Annotated in this window: 15 protein-coding genes; 5 read left to right on the forward strand and 10 right to left on the reverse strand. The window is 32.7% G+C overall.

Features of this window, described 5'->3' with window-relative positions; all coding sequences use genetic code 11:
- Nucleotides 1–211: 211 nt before the first annotated feature.
- From EUC40_RS26300 to EUC40_RS26320, 5 genes are all read right to left on the reverse strand, one after another.
- The gene (locus tag EUC40_RS26300; protein WP_156576976.1) at nt 212–736 is read right to left on the reverse strand and encodes a hypothetical protein; all 525 of its coding nucleotides are present in this window, start codon (nt 734–736) and stop codon (nt 212–214) included.
- An 84-nt stretch (nt 737–820) separates the two neighbouring features.
- Nucleotides 821–1,378 (reverse strand): hypothetical protein, encoded by a 558-nt coding sequence (locus tag EUC40_RS26305; RefSeq protein WP_156576977.1) that lies wholly within the window; start codon nt 1,376–1,378, stop codon nt 821–823.
- Between the two features lie 6 nt (nt 1,379–1,384).
- Nucleotides 1,385–1,975, reverse strand: coding sequence for a hypothetical protein (locus EUC40_RS26310; RefSeq protein ID WP_156576978.1), 591 nt, complete (start codon nt 1,973–1,975; stop codon nt 1,385–1,387).
- A gap of 124 nt (nt 1,976–2,099) precedes the next feature.
- Nucleotides 2,100–2,666, reverse strand: a complete 567-nt coding sequence (locus tag EUC40_RS26315; protein WP_156576979.1) for a hypothetical protein — start codon at nt 2,664–2,666, stop codon at nt 2,100–2,102.
- Nucleotides 2,667–2,706: 40 nt separating this feature from the next.
- Nucleotides 2,707–3,564 (reverse strand): hypothetical protein, encoded by an 858-nt coding sequence (locus tag EUC40_RS26320; protein ID WP_156576980.1) that lies wholly within the window; start codon nt 3,562–3,564, stop codon nt 2,707–2,709.
- 191 nt (nt 3,565–3,755) lie between these two features.
- Here EUC40_RS26320 and EUC40_RS26325 point away from each other — a divergent pair, with 191 nt between their 5' ends.
- The 3 genes from EUC40_RS26325 (at nt 3,756) to EUC40_RS26335 (ending at nt 8,679) form a co-directional block, all read left to right on the forward strand.
- On the forward strand, nt 3,756–5,207 hold the full coding sequence (locus EUC40_RS26325) for a methyl-accepting chemotaxis protein (RefSeq protein WP_244322216.1): 1,452 nt from the start codon (nt 3,756–3,758) through the stop codon (nt 5,205–5,207).
- Nucleotides 5,208–5,691: 484 nt separating this feature from the next.
- Entirely contained in the window at nt 5,692–7,068 is a 1,377-nt protein-coding gene (locus EUC40_RS26330) for a prepilin-type N-terminal cleavage/methylation domain-containing protein (RefSeq protein ID WP_156576981.1), read from the forward strand.
- 174 nt (nt 7,069–7,242) lie between these two features.
- Nucleotides 7,243–8,679, forward strand: coding sequence for a prepilin-type N-terminal cleavage/methylation domain-containing protein (locus tag EUC40_RS26335; RefSeq protein WP_156576982.1), 1,437 nt, complete (start codon nt 7,243–7,245; stop codon nt 8,677–8,679).
- 172 nt (nt 8,680–8,851) lie between these two features.
- On the opposite strand, the gene EUC40_RS26340 is transcribed toward EUC40_RS26335, so the two are convergent.
- Nucleotides 8,852–9,565: a hypothetical protein gene (locus EUC40_RS26340; protein WP_156576983.1), complete on the reverse strand. Its 714-nt coding sequence runs from the start codon at nt 9,563–9,565 to the stop codon at nt 8,852–8,854.
- A 262-nt stretch (nt 9,566–9,827) separates the two neighbouring features.
- Between EUC40_RS26340 and EUC40_RS26345 the strand changes: the two genes are divergently transcribed.
- Nucleotides 9,828–11,663: a type IV secretory system conjugative DNA transfer family protein gene (locus EUC40_RS26345; protein ID WP_156576984.1), complete on the forward strand. Its 1,836-nt coding sequence runs from the start codon at nt 9,828–9,830 to the stop codon at nt 11,661–11,663.
- Between the two features lie 98 nt (nt 11,664–11,761).
- Here EUC40_RS26345 and EUC40_RS26350 read toward each other — a convergent pair whose 3' ends face one another.
- On the reverse strand, nt 11,762–12,283 hold the full coding sequence (locus tag EUC40_RS26350) for a hypothetical protein (RefSeq protein WP_156576985.1): 522 nt from the start codon (nt 12,281–12,283) through the stop codon (nt 11,762–11,764).
- Nucleotides 12,284–12,286: 3 nt separating this feature from the next.
- A complete protein-coding gene (locus tag EUC40_RS26355) occupies nt 12,287–12,829 on the reverse strand; it encodes a hypothetical protein (protein WP_156576986.1) in 543 nt (180 codons plus the stop codon).
- A 406-nt stretch (nt 12,830–13,235) separates the two neighbouring features.
- Here EUC40_RS26355 and EUC40_RS26360 point away from each other — a divergent pair, with 406 nt between their 5' ends.
- Nucleotides 13,236–14,798 (forward strand): MobA/MobL family protein, encoded by a 1,563-nt coding sequence (locus tag EUC40_RS26360; RefSeq protein WP_156576987.1) that lies wholly within the window; start codon nt 13,236–13,238, stop codon nt 14,796–14,798.
- 48 nt (nt 14,799–14,846) lie between these two features.
- On the opposite strand, the gene EUC40_RS26365 is transcribed toward EUC40_RS26360, so the two are convergent.
- Complete coding sequence (locus EUC40_RS26365; protein ID WP_156576988.1) at nt 14,847–15,155, reverse strand: hypothetical protein; 309 nt, start codon at nt 15,153–15,155, stop codon at nt 14,847–14,849.
- Nucleotides 15,155–15,970, reverse strand: a complete 816-nt coding sequence (locus EUC40_RS26370) for a ParA family protein (protein WP_156576989.1) — start codon at nt 15,968–15,970, stop codon at nt 15,155–15,157. Before EUC40_RS26370 ends, EUC40_RS26365 begins: the two co-directional genes overlap by 1 nt.
- Nucleotides 15,971–16,765 lie beyond the last annotated feature (795 nt).

A 16,765-nucleotide genomic window follows, 5' to 3' on the forward strand; every position in this document is an offset into this window, starting at 1 on the left:
AATAACAATTAATATTTGTTATTAACTGTTATTAATAGTTATTACCTAATTAATTTGAAATATCCTTCTTTCGTTGTGAAAAAAATTTCAAATGTTTTTTATGCGTACTTTTTTAGTTATTAACAATTAATAATCATTAATAACTGTTAATAATAGTTATTATACTTTTATTATTAACCAATTCTCTCGGAAAAGCAATGCAGTTGTACAGTTATTTAAATAAATTTTCTAAACGGATCTCTTTTGTTAACTTTGTAGCTTCTTCGTATTGTTCACTTGTAATAACCCCTTTTCCATATTCTTCTTCGAGAAAAAGAAGTAGTTCTTTGTATTTTTTGTTAGAAAACAAGTTAGTAAAATTCATATCAAATATTATCTCTTTTATTTTATCTTCTATATTATTATCGTTCGAATTGTTCTTTCTTATCTTTTCAAAAATGCAATTTGGTTCCATTTCAATTTCGATTTCGGAAGTGCCATTTATACCTTCCAAAGAAATGATTTCTCTGATTCCATTTTTAGAAACTTCTACTTCTGAATATACAATGTTTTTATCTTGACCCTTATCTACTTTATAGGATAACGAATATTTATCCCATCCTCCCTCTTTTATATAATGGGTTACCGAGAACCAAATTGATTTTTTGTAAAATCTGGTTGTAATTTCAAACCTACTTCTTTCATAAAAATCCTTATCTGTTTTACGTAATGATTCCATCGTTTGTTCTTTGTACATTTCAGCAACCTCTTCGATACTGTATTTACCTATGATAAAACACATTTCAACACCTCTCTTTCACTACCGAACATTATGTATCTATTATTTAAGTAAATTTCTTAAACGGGCTCCTCGAATCAGTTGTACCGTTTCTTTGTATTCATGTTCATAGATCGATCCATCTTCATAACTTTTTTTCAATTTATCTAAAATCTTATCTACATCTCTTTCCAGTACAATTTCCTGATCCGTCTTCCAACTAAAATCTTTTTTGTATCCTAAGCTTAAACATTCTCTTACCTCTCCTTGTTCAACACGAAGAAAAGAATATAACTTAGAAAATGTTCTAACCGTTCCATCACGATCTTTTAAAATAAATGTTTTTGTCATCATAAAATAATAACTGAACGAAAAGGGGAATCTTATAAACTTTCCATCGATATCCAACCTAAATGTCATTTTTTTATAAGTTTTTTTCTCCAAACGCAGCTCTTCTTGATCCAAAAAAGTACATTTATAGTTTAATATACAGTCAAACGAACGTTTTTTATTTCTATTATGTTCAGCAATCAATGTACAAACCTCTTCTGGTTCGTAAAAACTGATAATATTTTCTTTTAATGGAACAAATCTGTCCCCAAGATCTTCATAAAGTGTCATTCTATCTCACTCCTCCTTCCCGAACAGTTTCCCCATACGCAAGGAGCATATTTTAGTCTTAATGAGCCTATATTCTTCTTCTCCGACCTTTCCCTTTTTGTAATCCTCTTCTATACAATGCAATAGCTCCTTATATCCATCGTCTTTATAAAACAGCGGTATCCATCTTTGAAGGCATTCAGCTTGTTGTACTTCCTCTTTCGTTACCCATCCTTGTTCTTGGCTGGATTGTAATTTGTGAAGAACCACATCTGTTTTGTTTTCAACTATAATTCCAGTTAAATCGTAGGAAAGGTTCTTTGATGTAAATTCGATGGTTTCGATGAGATGGTTATCATCACCTGTGTAGCTTGTTTCGGAGGCGATTTTATAAGTATCTTCTTGTTTAGTAAAACTAATAAAATATTCGTGTAAAAATTGTGTGGTTTTAAAGAATTTACGTTGATTACCTCCTACCCTAAATACAGCTTCCAATTTATAATTAATAACTCCAATCGTTCCACTCATTTGGAACCCTTTGTATTTTTCATTTTTAATATAATGTCTCGAAATCATTTCCATGACTTCTTCCAAACTGTAATAATTAACGACTGTCACTCCACTTCATTCTCCTTTCTTATGTATTTCAAAACAAACAATTAATAACTATTAACAACTGTTAACAATTATTATTAATTGTTATTGATGAACAACTCTACTGAAAAACAATGTAGTTTTATGATTAGTTAAGCAAATTCGCAAGACGCATCTTTTTTACGATCTTAATGGCTTCTTCACACTCTTTCAAAAGGGCACCATCACATTCTTTTTTCATTTTTTCGAAGACAAGAATTAACTCGTCGTACTTTTTTTCTACTATGAGTTGATGAGTTTTTACTTTGCACATAGCAATTTCTGTTCTTGTTTCTGAATTCAAATCTTCCTTTTGATTATTTTCAAGTTTTTTCAAAATACAATCATGATCATTCTCGACTTCTAATTCGTCATAATCAAGAAAGATAATTTCTCTTATTTCGTCTGTACTAGTATCTAAATAAGAATATATAAATCTTTTATCGAGATTTTTACTTCTCCTATGGATATATTCCGTTTTTTCCCATAATCGTTTACAATCCTTTTTGAACAAATTCACTTGAAAATGAATTGTATTTTTATAAGTTTTGAATTTTACCTCCGCTCTAAAACCTTCAAATATTTTTTCATCTAGACGTAATAAGTCAGCTATCGTTTGTTTCCTAATCATCCTAGCAACTTCTTTAACAGGGTATTTCCCTACAATAATATCCATCTTATCCCTCCTCTTTGACACAACAAAATAGGAGAAAGCTTTACGCCTTCTCCGTTTCTTTCCTTATTTTTTTCTTCTTTTCGTCTTTCAATTTTTGGTTTTCTTCCTGTAACACTTTGATTTGATGTTCCAATTCTAATTTTTCTCGAAGAGAAGTCTCTTTCTCTTTTGTAATGCTTTCGAAGTTTTCTTTCCAAACTTCACTCGTAATCCGTGTCTTTTCGATTTGCAATTGCTTTTCGAAATCCGTCTTCTCTTTTTCTAGATTGGATTGTAACTGTTCTTTCTCTTTTGTCAACTTCTCTACAGCCTTATTTTCCTTCTCTAAAGAGGAAATAGTTTCTCTTGCTTCTAATAACTGTTGATGTAAATCGTTCACTTGTACTTGCAGCCCTTCTTTTTTCACAACAATATCTTCATTATCTTTCTTGTAATCCTTAAATTCCTTGTGTAAATCGTCTTTTTCCTTTTGTAATCGAGATACCGCTAACCAACTGTCTCGCACAGCTAACTCTGTCGACTTCAACTTTTCTTCTCTTTCTTCTATTGTAATGTTCAAATCACGTTTTTCGTTTTCATATACGTTTTGCTGGGATTGTGAATTCACTTTAAAAGAAAGAACTAAGCCTGAAATCGCTTGATACATTTGCTTTGTTAATTCATCAACCTTTTCCAAATCCTTTTCAAAACTCCCGGCAGCCTCTTTTGATAGTTCTTTTCTCAATAGATCCAATGATACAGAAAGAAAATCACTTTGCGTCATGCTTTTTTCTCCTAAAAATTCAGCAATTTCCTTGTGAATTTTCTCTGTTCCTCTGTAACTTTTCCCTGGTGTTTTCTTCTTTTCTTCTTTCACTTCAATGTTTTCAACGTTTCCGTTCGTTTTTTCATTCACCATTGCCTTTTTCTCCTTTTGTAATACAAATGCATTACATTTATTTTTCCCTTTAATTATTTACATTATACTATGTATTACACATGTATTACAATTAAATTTTCATAGTCATTTTCCAAAAAATACACGCAAAAAACTAGATATAATACGGGATTTGTTTATAAATAAATTAACTTACAAGAGGGGGTGGGTTTATGAAGGAGGAATTACTACAAAAACGGAATAAAATTATGTTTTATTTATTAATTTTCATCGCGATTTCTAATGTTATTGTTTGTTTTGTTATTGGAAAACCACTAACATTAATGTTTTCTATCTTAGGAAGCACATTGTTTGTTTGTTTTGTTATGTTTCTTCTATTAAAAACAGACAAACAATTACTCGGTTCTTATTGGTACACGTTTGGAATCAATTCAATTGTTTTGGTGTACATTACACTAGATAAAAATATCGGAGATGTATTATTTCTATTCGTCACGATCATTATGACGACAATCTATTTGGATAAAAGGATAAATATCTTTGCAACCGTCTTATCTATGCTTTTATTTTTACATTCATTTTTTGCACTCGATTTGTTCGAAAAACAATATGATTTGTTGTTTTATTATTTGTTCTCATTTTTTTGTTTTGGAATCATATTAAGCTATGTATCGCACTTTGTTTCTACTGTTTTACAGGATCTTTTAACCGCTCGACAATCGCTATTTGAACAACAAAAAGAATTGATTTCTATGAACCAAACATCTAAGAAAACAATCTATGAATTAAAGAAATTTTCTTCTACTTTGAAGAACAATGTGAAGATCATTAGTGATAAAAATCACGATTTTAATCAAAGCTTAGAAGAAATTGTACATAGTTTTGTTATTCAAACGGATAATTTAGAGCGAATCACACTAAACACAACTAACATACAAGAAGAATCTAATATCATCTTTGATCTTTCTAAAGAAGTACATAGTAAAACGACTGAATGCTCAAGGTCTATAACAGAATACACAAAAGAAACTGAGAAATTAGATGCAGCCATTGAAGATCTGAAAGAATTATTTAGCCAAAACGAAGACGTAAATGATACATTAGTACAAAAATTAAACGATATCGAAAATATTACAGATACACTAAATAAGATATCGAATCAGACGAAAATGTTGAGTTTGAATGCATCTATTGAAGCGGCAAGAGCCGGAGAGCACGGGAAAGGATTCACAATCGTTTCTCACGAAATGAAGAAATTGAGTGAAACAAGTAATCTATTTACGAATAACATCCAACAAATAATCCTGGACATCAAAGAACTTATTAGTAAAAACGATGATTTCTTTAAGCACTCGTACGATTGTCTACATATAACAAACGAAAACAGTAATACAGTTAAACAAATATTCAATCTTGTAAGTACGAACAGCAAGGAAATGGAAAAGGAGATCAAGAAAGTTTTTGAACATACTTCTGTATTAAAAACAAACGTAGAAGACATCAATCAATCCTTAGTGGAATTACAATCCGTAACAGAAGAACACGCCGCTTCCAACGAAGAAATTCAAAGCAATTTCGAAAATCACACTGAACACGTTCAAAAGATTTATGGAGATTTCAACGATTTGAAAATCATTTTAGAAGAAAACATTAATAACGATTAATAACTATTATTAATCGTTATTAACTGTTAATATGTGTTTCATTTATGTACTTTTTACATAATAAAGTGCATCTTATCTGTTTTTGTTGACAATGTTTTATAAACGGTTATAACCAGTAATAACAAAGACTTCCCCAATATCCAGTTTTTGTTCACATACCTTTTTTTCAGTATAAAAAAAGAGAAAAGGTTTCGAATTCGCAAGTTCTATAACGTAACCAGGGGTGAAATGCTATAGAACTAGACGTGTCCTGGGAGTGCAAGCAGGAAAGATTACGGATCGTTCGTTAAAAACCCTTTTAAACTATGTAATTATGTTATCGACTTGTACCGAAATAACATAAAAAAGCTTCCTAAAATTAGAATTTTTTGTTGATGAACTGTTAAAGAAGACCATGCGTCTTCTTTTTTTATTTATTTTGTTGATAAAACGACATAAATGCTGTATACAACGAGAAACACAATAAAGGGGTGATGTACGTACAATGAAACGAGGTTTTACATTGTTAGAAATAATGATCGTTATTGTTATTATTTCTATCCTGGTTCTAATATTCACTTCTCCTTTCCAAAGTCATATAGGCGACACAGAAACAAAGGTACAACAAATAAATTCTTCTTTATTAGAATCGAGCATCAAGCAATACAAAATGGATACAGATCAGTTCCCATTTGATAAAAAAATTACAACAGAAGTTTCTCCGGAATCCCAAAAAATCATTCAGAGCTTACTGGATCAGAGAGGTTCGGGGAAGAATTTTGATGATATAAAAGATTCTTTTTATACCTTGGATTCAAAGAAATTGAGGAATTACACAAAAGGAAATACGACCGATATGCAGCGTTATTTTTCCTCAGACTCTTTGGAACTTGAAGGGTTGGTATTTACTTATAAAACGGCTCAAAATAAGAATAAAGAGAGATTCACAGGCTCTTATGCACTCGTAGAAAACAAATCATGTAGTAATGATCCTTCCACGGATAGTAAAATACAGCTACCAAAAGAAGGGGCTGGAACCGGAGTTGATCCTTTCGTTGTTACAACAATCGGTGAACTTCAAGCAATGAAATTAAGTCCCACTTCCGATTTTGAATTAGGTAACGATATTGAATCTTGCGTCACGAAACAATGGAATAATGGATTAGGGTTCGAACCTATCCCACTATTTCAGGGTGGTTTTAGACAAACAAATTTTAGTATTAATAATCTATTCATTGATCGTCCAAGTGAAGATAATGTTGGTTTATTTTCAAAGGTTTCTTCGCCGGACACTAGATCATTCTATTTGTCTTTTAAAAATCCAAATATTACTGGAAAAAATTTCGTCGGAGTTCTTTCAGGGATACATACGAAAGGGACCACTATTGATATTAAAATAGAAAATGGAACGGTGTCGGGGGATAATAATGTGGGTGGAGCTTTTGGTTCTTTGAATGATCTTGTGTTTGGGATTTCGATCAACGGAACTACAATAAAAGGAAACAGAAATGTCGGTGGGCTTGCAGGCGTTACTTTAATGGGAGCTGTTAATGATTCATTTGTGAAAGGAAAAATTATTGGAAATGAAAATGTCGGGGGTGCTTTTGGACAGACAACACAATTTTCCCGACTATCCTTTGATTATATCTCATCCTCGATTTCAGGATCTATAAATGTACAACCAATGGTAGGGAAAGCCGATGCTTTTACTATGGTCCAAGATTCTTTCTATAATACAAATATCATTTCATTCCCTTCTTCATATGGTACAGGGAAAACAGAATCAGAAATGAAATTACAATCAACTTATGTAAATTGGGATTTCACCGATACATGGGTAATCGATCCAAACATAAACGACGGATTCCCATATTTAAAGTGAATTTTTACAGCTACTACGAATATACTGTTACTCATACCTCGTTTCTTATTTATTTGAAGAAGGATGAGAAATTGTTTTTGACCAGGAATATGTACTTTCCTGGTTTTTTTAGTGGACTAATATTGTTTTATGAATATAATTAGATAGTTTTCACAAGAGGGAGGGGATTTTTAGGTGAAAAAGGGATTTACGTTATTAGAAATACTAATTGTTATAGCAATTATCGGAATTCTAATCTTAATATTTGTTACACAGCTCGACAACCCAATCGGAGAAGCTGAAGTAAAGAAACAACAGGTTAATTCTACGCTTTTGGAATCGGCAATTAAACAGCACAAATTAGAAACAGAATCGCTTCCTTTCGGGAACAAAATTCAAAAGGATGTTTCCGAAAACACACAAAAAATAATCCAAAATCTATTGGATAACAATAATTCTAATGTTACCTACGATTCTATAAAAGACACGTTCTATACATTAGATACAAAGAAATTAAAAGACTATATAAAAGGGAATTTTGGTGACATGGACCAATATTTCTCTTCAAATTCGAAAGAATTGGAGGGTTTGGTGTTTACGTACGAAACACTACAATCTAAAGATCTATTTTACAGTGGTTCCTACACAATAACAGGAGAAACACCGGTTAAACCTCCTGTAACGGTAGATCCACCACCAGAAGAAAAACCAGACCCGCCAATAACGAATGGTTGCAATACTAATTGGTCTTCAGATGCTACAATTCGGCTACCTCAACAAGGCAGCGGAACACCAGGGGATCCATATTTATTAAGAACGATCGGAGAAATACAGGGAATACGATTAGATTTAGAGGCTTCCTATAAATTAGGGAATAACATAGAAGGTTGTGTTACGAAAGATTGGAATAACGGACAAGGCTTCGAACCAATCCAAGATTTCGATGGAACAATGGAAAAATCTGATTACAGTATAGATAATTTATATATTAATAGACCAAATGAAGATTATGTTGGAATGTTTTCAAATGCCCATACCACTATAGACGAAAGCTTTTCAGTACGACTAAAAAATCCAACTATTACAGGAAGAAATTATGTTGGGTCGATAACAGGGAAACAAGATTCATTCCGAATCTATGATATTTCTGTGGAAAACGGTAATGTAACAGGACAAAATCATGTTGGACTTATGTTTGGAGATACACAAGATCAAATGTTTAGATTTTTTGGGACTGGAACAGTAAAAGGGAAATATTATGTTGGAGGGATTTCTGGATCTGGAGTGAATATCCATGCAAAATTCGGTTATTTTCTAGGTTCAGTGGAAGGAACTGAATTCATCGGAGGGATCGCGGGTCAAGAAGATGATATGCCATTCTTAGATCATGTTTATGTCTCTTCTACGTTAAAAGGGAAAAATTCGCAGCCATTTTTTGGCGTTATAAAAGGTCCTATTCCGTATGTCAGGGCTTACTTTAATAAAGATAAAGCGAATTTAGCATCCGATATCGGGGAAGGTTATACAGAAAATGAACTAAAATCTCGGTCTACTTACGATTGGTGGAATGAATTTGATACATATTTCAACATTGACCCAAACGTAAACGATGGATTCCCATACTTAAAATAAAAAAACAGATCTTAATTGATCTGTTTTTTTTATTTCACATTGTATTTTACAAGAATTGAGGGAACTTGAAATCAACATCCACGTGTTGTGGACCTTCTTTTTACACTTAATCGAACAAAAAAACAAGTTTTTCGCCAAAAAACAAACTTCAGCCCTCGAAATTTTCTGACTTCTATTGCCGCACTACCTTAAGAGTTAAGACTACAACTCCGAAAATGATCAATATCATACTGGAGAAAAATGCAAACTCTATCTTGTTAATAAAAGCACTGCTAATAAAGGCTACGAGTGAACCTATGAGTGACATCATGAGTGGTACATAGACGTATTGATATTCCTTCCGTTTTTTTCTTTTTTCACCATTTACAATACTTCCACCTATAATTCTTCCCGAAATGTCGATTTTCTCAAATTCAGTGGATATAACTTTTAACCTAACATAATCCTTAGGATTAAATAATATTGGTTTTATAGATAATGTACCTTCCACTTCCGTGTAATCAAATTCAATTTCAAAATCCGAAGGATTGGACTTATGTATTTCCACATCAAATAACTTAGCCGGTTGACCATCTTTCCTTACGAAATTGACTTTCAAAGGTTTATTCTTCTCAAATTCCTCTTCTTTTATCGGTTCGTTCCCAATATTTTCAAGAGTTAAAATAGATAAACAAGCATCTTCGGTGATTTCCTGTTCGTTAAAAAATATCTTTATTTTACTATGTAATTTATTAAATAATGCTGTTTTATTAGAAATAATGTATTCCAATTTTTTGTGTTTCCTGTTTTTTAAAAAGAAAAACGAACTTAAAATAATACCTGTTAAACCCATAATAAAAGCACTGATAGGTCCATAATCCTTAAAAAAATCTACTACTCCATCCATTTCAATCCTCCTAGTTTCGTATTTGTTAATTTTAATACAAACATATGAAATTAACTAGCACTCTCTCCCGTATATGACGTGGAAAATCAGATACGGGACCTTTTAAAAGAGCGATAAAATCGCTCTTTTTTCTTTTCATTCTTGGATTCCTGAGTATAGTTACGGAGGTTCAAGAATGGAGGAGGTAATATGAAAAAACATATTGATTTAAAGGGTTTATCCTTAAAAATATCCTTACAGGCGTTACGAGGATGTGATTCGCATGCATTCGAATCATAAAATAAAAGAAATTATAACGAATTTCCTGTTAATTAGTTCCCTAGTTTCTTCTCTGTACTTCACAAATGAAATACATAAAGATTTTATGACGGAATTACTTTCAGGCGATTTACAACATATTAAAACATTTATTATTTTATTAGTTTCACATTTATTTGTTGGTTTTTTCCTTATGTACAAGTTTTCAAACAACAGACGGAAATCACTAGCAGATTCGCAATTACTTTCATACAAACAACTTATTCCAGAGCAGAAGTTACAACGTAATCACGTTTTTAACATAAGTACACAACGATCTTTTAAGAAAAATACGAGTGATCTCTATATTTCTCGTAACGTACGTTTGACATTGAAAAAATCATTCGAACACATGATATTACTCGGAGCAACTGGTTCGGGTAAATCAGCTTCTTTCTTTATACCGAACTTACGAAATTTAGACGGAGTAAGCTTCATCGTGACGGATCCGAAAGGCGAACTACATGAAAAAACTAAGGCTTTCCTAGAGAAGAAAGGATATCAAGTTCTTCATATGAATTTTGATCCAAAAATAGAAGAAGGGAAAGAACCACCACCAGTTGTACATTATAATTTGTTAGGAAATTGCAATAATATAGATGAAGTTCGAAATTTAGCAAAAGCTCTTACAACTGGTATGAGTAGCGGAAGCGATGACAAAGTATGGGGAGAACTTGCTCAAAAATTACTCCTTTGTTTCCTTTATGATGAATATTTCGATGGTGAAAAGAATTTGAGTAATGTTATCAAGAAAATGGCTGAACTCCCTTCCGACAATGACGTCATGGAGGAATACTTTTCAAAAACCAATGAGAAAGCTTACTTTGCATTCCAACAATACAGAAAAACAGCAAATGCGGACGGATACGTTGCTTCTATCAATGCTCAATTACAAAAGAGTCTGGAAGTATTTGAGTATGATAATATGAAAGAAATAGGGAAAAAAAGTGACTTTTCACCTAGTCTTTTTAGACAAAAAAAGGTCGCATTATTTGTTTCTTACGACGATGAAAAAAGTGATTATTATGCAGCTTTCTTATCGCCTTTTTACTCTCAGCTCTTATCCAAAATCAAGGGAGATCCATCTGTAGATGAAAAATTAGGGAATGATTGGGGACTACCCGTGATATTCTTTCTCGATGAGGCGGCGAACATTGGTCGTATCCCAGCACTTGAGCAATATTTAGCTACAATTCGAAGTAAAAAAATGTCTGTGATTCTAGGTTTCCAAAGCTTTGGACAGATCCAAGCTGTATATGGACGCGACAAATACAACGTTATTGTGGAAAATTGCAAAACAAAGACAATATTTGGCGGTAGTGGAGGCGAGACAGCGAAGTTCTTCTCAGAATTGTCCGGAGAAGAAGAATATCAATCATTTTCAATAAGTTCTTCATCAAACGACACTAGCACAAGTCAATCTATACAGAAAAAATCTGTATTATCCAATGACCAAATCAGACGTTTAAAATCTTATCGAGTTATCTGTGTTTCTGATAATTTAAAAACATTTATAGACGATAAGAATCTTTACTATTTCAACGATTTTCAATACTTTTTATTCAAGCGCCTTCCTTTCCATCCTGAAACAAACGAGAAAATTATTCGTAAAATTGGGAACTGGGGCACACGTAAAAAGAATAAAAAACAGGTCGAAGAATTGAAGGTCGAGCACTTAGCAAAAACAACTGAAAAGAAAATGGATTTCGTCGTTCAGCGTGAGGAAAAGAAAGTAGAAAAAATAAATGAAATTCGAAGAATGAGAGAAGAACGCGAAAGCAAAAATCGCCGTTTTGAGTAATTGTAATACATATACATTACAAAATATTTTTACCTTGAATATAACTAATTTTAACGTGTTACAGATGTAATACAAAAGACACTTTTCAGTGTCTTTTTTTATGCAGCGTCCAAATCCAATTCCAAAAATACTTCTGTAAAAGCCGTGAAATTAATCATCTTCTCACTGATATCTTCTATCTTTTCTTTTAAGTCCATAACGACAGAAGCCATTTCCTTCGATTCTTCGTCCCCTTTCAATTCAAATTGTAATTCGTAATCATCCAAAATTTCATCTAACTCCACAATAAATTCGGAAGCCAGGTTTTCTGAAATCACATCGATAATTTCTAAAGATTTAAACAAGTTAAAATCATTATTTTCGTCTTCTATTAGTTTAATATGTAAGCCTTTAAACCGTTTTAATACTTCAGACATGTGCATGCGAAAATCGTCCATTTCTTCCATAAACATATCTTCAATCTCTTCTTTTTCTTCTTCTGTAAAATGCTCGATATTATAAGTTCTAAACTGTGTTTTACGATATATATCAAACAATTCTTGTTGGTTCATATTAATTTTATTCACTTCAAACAAAGCAATCTCTAATTGATTCATAATTTCATCGATCACATTCCCCATTTTTTACAACCTCCCTTCCGCTTTTTCAAAGAGTTTATTTACTCTTTCTTCGTATTTCATTTCTAATCTTTTCACAGTCGAATATTTCTGTATGTACGTCTGGTCTCCGACATGGTCCTGGATGCCTTTTAGTACGTCACCTAGTGCTTTTAATTCTAATCCTTTTAATCCTCCAAAACGTTGCTTTCTCGTTCTTCCGCCTTCATCCACAATACTGTTAACTTTCTTTTCCAGAGCCGAAAATTCTTGATCAAAAAAACTTACTAAAACGTTCTCTTCGCAGTCTGTAAATAAATACTTAAAAACCACGGTTTGCTTTGCATACAATTTGTTTTTTATATACATACGAACCGCTTCGTTTTTAAACTTTTCTACATCACCATCTTTTTCTATAATACACAGACTTTCCAAAAACGAAGATTTCTGTATCAATTCATGATCTCTCTTTTTCTTTTCTTTCTTTTTAGCTGCTTGTTTGATTTCAGTTTTTTTCAAAAGCAACTCTCTTATTCTTTCGTCGATACTTTCCAGTCTTTTATCTTTCACACCCGTTCACCCCTTTTCTAAGTTTTTTGAATTCCATCATCTGGAAATTTTTATCATTATAAATCAAATTTAAAATTAATCAATCATTTTTTTTTCATCTTTTTTCACCCCAGTTCATTAATTTTCTTTCAAAAGTTCGGAGCAAGGCGCAGAACAAAAGACTCCGGCAAAGCCGCCTCCTTAAAGGCGCACAGATACATTTCCTCTATCGAGCAAACGTGGCGCCCTGCCGGGGGCAAGATCAAAATCTTTGAAACCTATGATAATAATATGTTGTGTGTGTTTTTTGTTTAGACCGCCCGCCCCGTTTTCCATTTTTTTCTTTATTTTTAACCATTTTCCAAATTTTGTGTTATTATTTTGAAAAATAATGAGTCAGATTTTTACAGAAAGGGGGTGAAAAACTGTGAAAGAGAAAATATTCCATACTCGGTTTAATGTGTTCGGTAGAAGTGATGGTGCTAAAGCTGTGCAAAAGGCTGCTTATCGATCGGGTGAAAAACTATATGATGAAACATACGGAAGAACTTATAACTACACAAACAAAGCGAAGAAAGAAGGAATTGAATCCACTATTTACTTACCAAAAGGAGCAAGCGAAAAATTCCTTGATAGACAATACCTATATAACAAAATGGAAACTTGTGAAACATGGAAAACTGGACAACTGATTAAAGAAATTGAATTTTCTCTTTACACAGAATTCACTCCTGAGGAAAATAAAGAACTTGTGGAAAAAGCGGCAAAAAGAATGACAGACAAAGGGATGATTGCAGACTGCTGTTTTCACAAATTGAAGGGTGACAATCCACATTGTCACATGATGCTTTCCCTACGGGATATATCCAAAGACGGAGAAAGTTTTGGGAAAAAAAATCGCGAATGGGATGATTTCAAAAAGAAAACATTATCTAATGAATTTCGTGCCCATTGGGAGGAACTTGTGAACGAGAAATTTAAAGAAAAAGGTCTCGATTTGTTTGTCTCAAAAGACAGTTTCGAGAAGCGCGGTTTGGATCGTATTCCGACCAGACATTTGCCAGCTGACAAGACGAGTGAAAAATATAAAAAAGTGAAAAAAAAGAATAAGGAAATCCGCAAACGGAACAACCATAGACAAGAAAAGAAAGAAGCAAAAAAAGATTACCAGGTTCAAAAAGAAGTTCGTTCTATTGTGTTAGAAACAGAGCTTGTTTATCAAGCCGATTTAGTAGGAAGGGAGGTGAAAATAACTATGGAGCAAACAAATAAAAAGAAACAATTGGAACCAATCCAATATGGAGATAGTCACTCTTATTACAACAATGAAAAAGAGCAAACTGCTGAGAAAAAACCACCGCGTCGCGATAATCAAAAACAATACACGACTGGAGAAATGTACCGTGATGGAATTAAAGATCATAATCAGAAGTATGAAAAACGTCGTGAAGATTTGAAACAGAACAAAGAGAAAGTAAAATCGGCTCGCGAAATTTACAAAGAAACAAAAGAAAAACATAAACGTAACATTACTTACAAAAAAGAAGACCGCGCGAACTTGAAAAATGAAATGGATATGCATAAAGCGAAATTAAAAGGAACTTCTCGATTTTCTATTTCAGATTGGAAAGAGCGTCGTCAATTGAAATCAAAAATTGCCCAAACAAAAGTTATGATGAAAAAGAAAAACATCGAAATCAAACGAGAAAAAGAAAAAATCAAACAAGCTAAACGAACATACACAAAACACTTGAAAGAAAAAGTGAAATTGTATGCTGACAAAACAAAAGAGTACGTGAAAATGTACAAAGCGCAACGCGAAATGGAAAAAGTCAAAGACTTAAAACAAGAGCTGAACAATGTTGTTTCTTTGAAAGATTTCAAAAAAGAGAAACAGCAAGTCGAAATGAAGAAACCACAGGAAATCAAAATGGAAAAACAACGCAAAGAAGAACTCAAAAAAGAAAAAACAAACGAACGCAGCCGTTAATCGTTTTAATCATTACAGCAAACAAAAAGAGAGGGAAAACCTCTCTTTTTATTTTTCCATATTGAAATGCTTGCGTAATATTTTTTCCACAAAAACAGAAGCATTGTCTTCTTGGGATTCTACTTCTTTTTCCAATCTTTCCGCAACTTTTGGATCCAAGTTGAATGACTTCACCACACCTTTTTTCTTTGGTTTTGGACCTCGAGGTCCTCTTCCTTTTTTCTTAACTTCCTCTACTGGAGCTTCGACCGGAACTTCTTCTTTGAATGGACTTCTAATCTCAGGAGTGAACGACCCCTCTTGTTTTGTTTCAATTACATTTGTTTCCTCGATAGAATCTAAATCCACTTTTTTCATTACACTAAGCTCCCTTCTTCAGCCACTACTACATATTTTTTTACAACTTCTTTATATTTTTGGAACATTTCTGATGTTCCTTTATGTTCTAACATTTCTTTAAAAGTCTTTTCTTGTCTCGTGAAATCGCCGATACTTGCGTTGTACGGAATATAAATATCTGAAACATTTTCAATATCATCTTTTTTGTATTCTTTCGTTAATTTCTCTATAACACGTTTGTCTTTTCCGAAATCATTCGTTTTAATCATAGTCGGTACTAGAAGATAATCACAATTTAAACCTTCTCTTCGCAGTTGTTGTGCGATCTGTGCAGAACGATAAGCGCCTCCAATGGTGTTACCGTCGCTCGTCATCGGAATCCAAATCTGGTTGCTCGCGAGCAAATTCATGACCGTTGGTAAATTATTTTGATCTGGATGGCAGTCCAGTAATACGAAATTGAAGTGCCCCTTGATTTGTTCCAATTTTCTAGCTAAAATTTCATCTTTTCCACGAATAACATTGTCGTTGACCCAACTCTCTATACGTCCGATTTTATTATCAGATGGGATGAAATGAATATTTGTATTTGGAACTTCCACCGCCACTTCGGAGATTTTTCTTTCTCCAATCAACCATTCGTACGAAGTTTTCCCAGCGAATCCCTTACGATCAAAACCAAAATCGTGAGAAATATCTCCATTTGCACACATATCGATAACCAAAACAGAATAATCCATATCACTTAGTGCGTGTGCCACACATACCGCAGACATTGTCTTACCAACGCCACCCTTTGTATTGAAAAAACTGATCACTTGTGTTTGACTCATATCACTATACCCCCTTCAAGGTTAAAAAAATAACTTTTATTAACTGTTCATAAGTATTATTAACTTTTAATAATAGAAATCCTTTTTTTTTTTTTTTTTAGAAATTTATTTTCTTTATTATTTCTGTTTTTGTACATCCCTAAAAACCTTATTAACTTTTATTAACTGTTATTAATAATTAATACCTAATATCAATGTACATGTTCTTTCTTAAAAAAACAAGCCCTTTTGACCAATATTCTCCCCTCCTCTTAAAATAAGTCATAACAGTTATTAACTTTTATTAACTGTTCATAACTATTATTAACTTTTAATAACCGAACTCCTTTTTATTTTTTAAAATTTTTTTTATCTCTTTCGTACCAACGGTTCGTGCGCATCATTTAAAAGATTAATAACTAATATTAACTTTTACTAACTGTTATTAAAGACAAATAACTAACTTTGCTTTCCTTAAAAAATAAAAGATTTGACTAACTTTCCGTTTAAATCATTTTGCAAGGGAGGTAGTATTTTTTTGAAAAAAACGCTCAAAAAAATCTCCACACTCCTTTTCTTGCAAAATAATTTATTCCCGGCTGTGTTAACGGAGCCAAGTCGAACATACCGAAAAAAGTGGGATAAATAGGCTTTTCTAACTTGCTACTTAATTTTAGCCGGGACACACTTTGTTTTTCATAGGAGATAAGGTCAAAACCGCCAGTCTCACACCCAAAAAAAGAAGGGGGAAAGGACAAGGGACAAAAGAAGAGAAGAACGGAGAAAAAGACAGAAAAAAGAAGATGCTACCCACAA

Source organism: Bacillus luti (genome assembly GCF_009739945.1).
Classification (GTDB): Bacteria; Bacillota; Bacilli; order Bacillales; family Bacillaceae_G; genus Bacillus_A; species Bacillus_A luti.

Bases quoted from the DNA above. Each gene is read 5' to 3' on its own strand.
- EUC40_RS26300 (WP_156576976.1), bottom strand. From the start codon at position 736: ATGTACAAAGAACAAACGATGGAATCATTACGTAAAACAGATAAGGAT.
- EUC40_RS26325 (WP_244322216.1), top strand. From the start codon at position 3,756: ATGAAGGAGGAATTACTACAAAAACGGAATAAAATTATGTTTTATTTA.
- EUC40_RS26370 (WP_156576989.1), bottom strand. From the start codon at position 15,970: ATGAGTCAAACACAAGTGATCAGTTTTTTCAATACAAAGGGTGGCGTT.
- EUC40_RS26315 (WP_156576979.1), bottom strand. From the start codon at position 2,666: ATGGATATTATTGTAGGGAAATACCCTGTTAAAGAAGTTGCTAGGATG.
- EUC40_RS26330 (WP_156576981.1), top strand. From the start codon at position 5,692: ATGAAACGAGGTTTTACATTGTTAGAAATAATGATCGTTATTGTTATT.
- EUC40_RS26305 (WP_156576977.1), bottom strand. From the start codon at position 1,378: ATGACACTTTATGAAGATCTTGGGGACAGATTTGTTCCATTAAAAGAA.
- EUC40_RS26340 (WP_156576983.1), bottom strand. From the start codon at position 9,565: ATGGATGGAGTAGTAGATTTTTTTAAGGATTATGGACCTATCAGTGCT.
- EUC40_RS26350 (WP_156576985.1), bottom strand. From the start codon at position 12,283: ATGGGGAATGTGATCGATGAAATTATGAATCAATTAGAGATTGCTTTG.
- EUC40_RS26345 (WP_156576984.1), top strand. From the start codon at position 9,828: ATGCATTCGAATCATAAAATAAAAGAAATTATAACGAATTTCCTGTTA.
- EUC40_RS26365 (WP_156576988.1), bottom strand. From the start codon at position 15,155: ATGAAAAAAGTGGATTTAGATTCTATCGAGGAAACAAATGTAATTGAA.
- EUC40_RS26320 (WP_156576980.1), bottom strand. From the start codon at position 3,564: ATGGTGAATGAAAAAACGAACGGAAACGTTGAAAACATTGAAGTGAAA.